Genomic DNA, 5194 nt, shown 5'->3' with positions numbered 1-5194 from the left:
TATTGTACCCCGACCGTAAGAAAACCACCTTCAAGTCAATTCTTGAGGACATCAAGCTTCTTTTCAACTGTATTGGTTTAGGCAATATTGGCAAGGCGATGAAACGGGAGTCGGCTATCAAAAAAATCCAGCCCGATACACCCATGTATTATTTGTGGTTTATTGGTGTTGACCCGGATTCTCAAGGGACTGGAATCGGCACGCAGTTAATGAACGAGGTTATCGAAGACAGCCAGGTTCAATCGAGGCCCATTTATCTGGAGACATCCACACAACGAAATCTACCGTGGTACAAAAAGTTCGGCTTTGATATTTACGAAGACCTCGATTTATCTTACAAACTGTATTTTCTTAAACGTGATTTCGCTTAAAAAGCCCGGCTATGAAGGTGTTTGGTACAGAAATGCTTCTTATCACATTCATTTTCGTAGTACTCGAAATTGCGATGTTCTTTTACCAGGTTATCTATTATCTGTCCCGACCGCAGGATAAGCCACGACTATATTATCTAATCCTATTATTTCTCCTTATTGTATACAACATTAGTGGCGGACTCTTCCCGGACCCAGAGATTAACCTTTCTATAGTCGCGCAGAACAGCTTGGCGTATGGCAGTGGATTCTTGATGGCGTCTTACTTCCCTTACTATTTCTACAGAGGCTTTGAACTTGAAAGACTTCGTTTTCATGCTGTATATGGAGTTTTTCTTTTCTTTCTCCTACCCTACCTTATCTTCTTTGTCATTGTATACTCTATTAATAAAAATCTTGATTTTGCGATTCAAAATGGCATAATAGTTCCATTCTTTTACGCCATAGTACTACTATGGGCGATTCTTCGGTCAATACGATTGAAATATTATGCAAACAGAAGCAAAGTCAATTTCATAGAAGTTATCGCCGTTTATGGGGCAGTAATCCCCTGGGTAATGATGCCCGTAATCGCCTATTTTAATTGGGGTCAGTTTGTGGAGGTGATCTGCACCAATGGCGGATTCGTAGTGATCACGGTTATGTTTCTTTATAAATCAGTTATTAATGCCCGTCAAGAGTATCGACAATTGATCGAATTATCAATCAATGGAAGCAACCCACAAATTTTCGAAGAAAACAGTGCTCGGTACAAACTGACCAATCGCGAGATTGAAATTGTTCAGCTACTACGACAAGGAAACAAATACCAGACAATAGCAGATAAGCTGTTTATTTCTGAACTGACGGTCAAAAAACATGTGCGAAATATTTTCGAGAAGACCTCTTCCACCAACCGGGTGGAACTCATTCATAAATTGGAAAACTAGTTCCTAAGGTAGCATTTTGGCCAAAATATCGTCTTAATACTCCTTTTTAAGTAGTGAAATACTCCTTTAAAAGTATTTACAAGTGTCTTATAATTAAGGATTTTTGTTCTGCGTTAGTGCTCTGCAACTCATAGCACATCAGGTTTCCCTAATTATTTGAACTATGAAAACATTTTCCGACAGATTAGCATTTGCGCTCGAAACTGAACTATATGAGTTAACTCAGAAAAATTTGACGGAATGCGAGAAGCTTAAACAAGCAATTGCACTTTGTAAAAAAGCATTAGGTATATTAAGGAAATATCTTTTAAGCTATTTTTTCGGATCGCTGGAAGAGGAAATCACATTCTTTAAACAGATCAAACCCGTATTTTATAGCAAGTACATATATTACATCAGTATATACAACTATTACGTCAAAACTCCCACAGGCAGTGATGAAATTTTGAAGGCTTATATATCATCCCAACTGAAAGAACTAAAACATTTTTTTGATCGGAATCAAAGCTTTTATCATTATTACAGATCTGGCTCCGACCACCTTGACAGCTTTTATTTTACTAGGGGCAATTTTGATGTGTATTCCGAATTGGAGGATTTTCAAGGAGACGAGCTTTTCTCAACTAGTCATGATTATAAGATTTCGAAAGTCATCGCCAATGAACAGTTCCAGGAATTTTTGTCGAAAAAGTGCAAAAGTTTCGACAGTGATTGTATTCAGCTGGCAGAATCACCTGTAATTTGGACAGGAAACCAAACAGACTTGGTAGAGCTGCTATATGCTTTGGTTGAAAGCGGATGTCTGAACAATGGTAACATTCAGATAAAGAGTGCCATCCTATTTTTTCAGTCGATATTTAAAGTGGACTTAAAATATTACTACCATAAGTACACAGACATTTCAAACCGAAAAAAGGAACGTACTGTTTTCTTAGATAAGCTAAAACTATGTTTGACGAGGAAAATGGACGAAAAACATGAATTAGAACGCCCAAATTTGAAACGAATACATTTTTCGTAGCACACCCAATTATTGATTTTTTGGTATATATGCTCCCTTTTCGATCCAGGTAACCCACGCTTTTTTAAATTCTGCATGAGTCAAAGGCGGCAATGTACGTCCCTCACCAGGATTCCAGCCCCATTTTACCAAGTCATCATCCGCGTGGTCGATTAGCTTCTGAAGGCTTTTATTGCCGTTTGTCTTTGGGTTAATAAGCTGTCTGGCCAGTTGCTCAGGTGTTTTACCCTCAAAAACCATCTTCATGTCGGCTGGCGGTAAATGCCAGTTCGGGTTGCCAGGAGGTTTGTGAAGGCCCTCGACATTGTTAGGCTGATGGCAATTCGAACATTTCATAGCATACAGACCTTTTCCGTCTTTGCCCCTGCGCGGTAACATAGTGTGTAAATGACTGTCATCTCCCTGCAGCGGGACATCACCAGCTGGGTGGCAGTTCATACAACGCGGACTCATCAAAACGGCATATACATCACTAAACGCTTTAACCGATGCGATACTGTCCGCATTAACGATAATGTTGCGGGATGTTGTTACAGGAGATTCATTGATCTCACCAAAACTTCGTAAAATGAATACTGAACCTATAATGACCGAACCTATAATTATCTTTTTCTGCATGATCTTGATCCTGATAACGTTAGCCTTTGCGCTGAATTTCAGCAGCTGCATGAATGGCACTGCGAATTCTCAAATATGTACCACACCGGCAAATATTACCGGACATCGCGGCATCAATATCGGCATCAGTTGGATTTTTATTTTCCTTGAGGAGAACAGCCGCCGACATAATTTGGCCCGATTGACAATATCCGCATTGAGCAACATCCTGTTCCAGCCAAGCTTTCTGTAGCGGATGATCATTCTTGTCAGAAAGGCCTTCAATAGTAACAACCTTCTTTCCGACTGCTCGAGCAACTTTTGTAACACAGGAGCGGACAGCTTCCCCGTTGAGATGCACTACACAGGCTCCGCACTGAGCTTCACCACATCCATACTTTGTTCCAACCAGATCGAGATTTTCTCTAAGCACCCATAATAAAGGTGTATTCGGATCTACATCAACCTTGTACGATTTCTTGTTTATATCTAATGTGACCATAACATCTAATTTTTTTTAATTAAATAGCACCGTTGCCATTTGATGATGAAACAAAGGGCTGTTGATAGAAGCGTTTTCCGCTCGCTTTATATAAGGCATTTGCAACTGCTCCAAATACGGGTGGAAAAGGCGGTTCTCCTAAACCTGTTGGGTCTATTTCATTTTTAACAAAGTGTACTTCGATCTTTTTCGGCGCCTCATGCATGCGAATGATTCGGTAATTATGAAAATTACTTTGTTCTGCAGCACCATTTTTGTGTGTTAATGCTCCGTAAAATGCGTTTCCAATTCCGTCAACTACCGCGCCCTGAACCATATTAGTAGCTGCATCAGGATTAACAACGATCCCACAATCGATGGCACTGACAACTCTCTCCACGTAAGGTTCTCCATCCTTCATGACCACATCCACAATATGGGCAGCGTATGATGCATGACAAAAATAAGCTGCCACACCACGATGATATTTGCTATTCTCAGGTTTTCCCCATCCGGACTTTTCTTTAACAAGTTTTAAAATTCCAGCATAACGGTCCGCATCATATTCGTTATTCTTGCCTACAGGGTTTTCTTTTGCCCGTTTTAACAAGTCTAACCTGAGTTCTATGGGATCTTTACCCATAGCTTCAGCTACTTCGTCCAGAAATGACTGCTCAGCCGCAGCATTAAAATTAGATCGCGGAGCTCTAAATGCTCCTATCGTTATATTCGAGGGTATTTGCCAACCTTCTGCAAGGTAATTGTCAACAGCACCAGCAGGGAACCTGTTAGCGTGTATAGCATGTTCTGGTATACCTCCCCCTTTAACATGAAATGCAATCAGATTCTTGTCAGCGTCCAAAGCTGCACGATAGGTAGCGGTATACATTGGGCGATAAATACCATAGGTCATGTCATCCTCACGAGAGTAGACAAGTTTAACAGGCGCATTGACTTTTTTTGAAATTAGCCCTGCTTCCGTCAGGTAATGACCATAAGCTCTTCGCCCAAAGCCGCCGCCCATACGAGTCATCTGGATCTCGATCTTTTCAGGAGGCAAATTAAATATTTTTGCAAGCGTTGGTTCAGTCCAGCCCGGCGCCTGTAAGGGGCCTACAAATAAAGCCTTCTCATCCGTAACATGGGCGAAAAAATTCATTGGCTCCATGCAGTTATGAGCAAGGAATGGTGCATTAAAAGTGCGTTCGATAATCTGGGCAGCATTCTTAAAGGCAGCTTCCGGATCGCCATCCTTTCTTAGCTGCTGAGCTGGCTTCTGAGCAAATTCCGCCATTTGGGCAAGTTGATTACTTGTAGTTGCGAGTTCTCCCGGAACCACCACTTCTCTGGATTGTCCCCTGCCGCCCATAGTATCTTTGGTATCACCCGCCGGCTCCCATTCGACTTTCAGTTTCTTACGAGCTTGCATTACCTCCCATGTGCTTTTCCCAACTACTACCAGCAGATTGTTAAATGTACGGGTGTCGAACCCTCCCTGCGCAAATCCGTCTTCATACAGTCTCTGAGTAAATACATGCTTAATGCCGGGCATTTTTAAAGTCTCCGCGGCATCGAAAGATTTAAGCTTCATCCCAAAACCCGGAGGATGCTCGATCATAGCAATCAGCATTCCTTCATGCTTATAATCTATTCCGAATAGAGACTTACCCGAAACGATTTTTAGCCCTTCGACATTCTTCTTTGAGCTTCCAACAACGTTAAACTTGCTTACTTCTTTTAGCTTAATTCCTTTTGGTATAGGTACCAGTGCGGCTTGGGAGGCAAAGCTGCCATA

6 protein-coding genes are annotated in these 5194 nt (G+C 41.4%); 3 read left to right on the top strand and 3 right to left on the bottom strand.

All coding sequences use genetic code 11. From position 1 onward, the window contains the following. From WBJ10_RS08790 to WBJ10_RS08780, 3 genes are all read left to right on the top strand, one after another. Nucleotides 1-371 (top strand): GNAT family N-acetyltransferase (locus WBJ10_RS08790; RefSeq protein ID WP_424289386.1); only part of this gene is annotated, 371 nt, incomplete at its 5' end. Between the two features lie 11 nt (nt 372-382). Beyond that, nucleotides 383-1300, top strand: a complete 918-nt coding sequence (locus WBJ10_RS08785; protein ID WP_424289384.1) for a response regulator transcription factor — start codon at nt 383-385, stop codon at nt 1298-1300. Nucleotides 1301-1463: 163 nt separating this feature from the next. Then, nucleotides 1464-2321: an RteC domain-containing protein gene (locus WBJ10_RS08780; protein WP_424289382.1), complete on the top strand. Its 858-nt coding sequence runs from the start codon at nt 1464-1466 to the stop codon at nt 2319-2321. Nucleotides 2322-2330: 9 nt separating this feature from the next. On the opposite strand, the gene WBJ10_RS08775 is transcribed toward WBJ10_RS08780, so the two are convergent. The 3 genes from WBJ10_RS08775 to WBJ10_RS08765 form a co-directional block, all read right to left on the bottom strand. Next, complete coding sequence (locus WBJ10_RS08775) at nt 2331-2939, bottom strand: hypothetical protein (RefSeq protein WP_424289380.1); 609 nt, start codon at nt 2937-2939, stop codon at nt 2331-2333. A 19-nt stretch (nt 2940-2958) separates the two neighbouring features. Further along, nucleotides 2959-3420, bottom strand: coding sequence for a (2Fe-2S)-binding protein (locus WBJ10_RS08770; RefSeq protein ID WP_424289378.1), 462 nt, complete (start codon nt 3418-3420; stop codon nt 2959-2961). A 19-nt stretch (nt 3421-3439) separates the two neighbouring features. After that, nucleotides 3440-5194, bottom strand: a 1755-nt coding sequence (locus WBJ10_RS08765; RefSeq protein WP_424289376.1) for a xanthine dehydrogenase family protein molybdopterin-binding subunit, incomplete at its 5' end; no start/stop codon positions are given.

It is taken from the genome of Daejeonella sp. (genome assembly GCF_049655485.1).
GTDB lineage: Bacteria > Bacteroidota > Bacteroidia > Sphingobacteriales > Sphingobacteriaceae > Daejeonella.
This window is presented reverse-complemented; position numbering and strand designations above follow the sequence as displayed.

What these genes read in the sequence shown, in the direction of transcription:
- WBJ10_RS08785 (WP_424289384.1), top strand. Translation starts at nt 383, where the DNA reads ATGAAGGTGTTTGGTACAGAAATGCTTCTTATCACATTCATTTTCGTA.
- WBJ10_RS08780 (WP_424289382.1), top strand. Translation starts at nt 1,464, where the DNA reads ATGAAAACATTTTCCGACAGATTAGCATTTGCGCTCGAAACTGAACTA.
- WBJ10_RS08775 (WP_424289380.1), bottom strand. Translation starts at nt 2,939, where the DNA reads ATGCAGAAAAAGATAATTATAGGTTCGGTCATTATAGGTTCAGTATTC.
- WBJ10_RS08770 (WP_424289378.1), bottom strand. Translation starts at nt 3,420, where the DNA reads ATGGTCACATTAGATATAAACAAGAAATCGTACAAGGTTGATGTAGAT.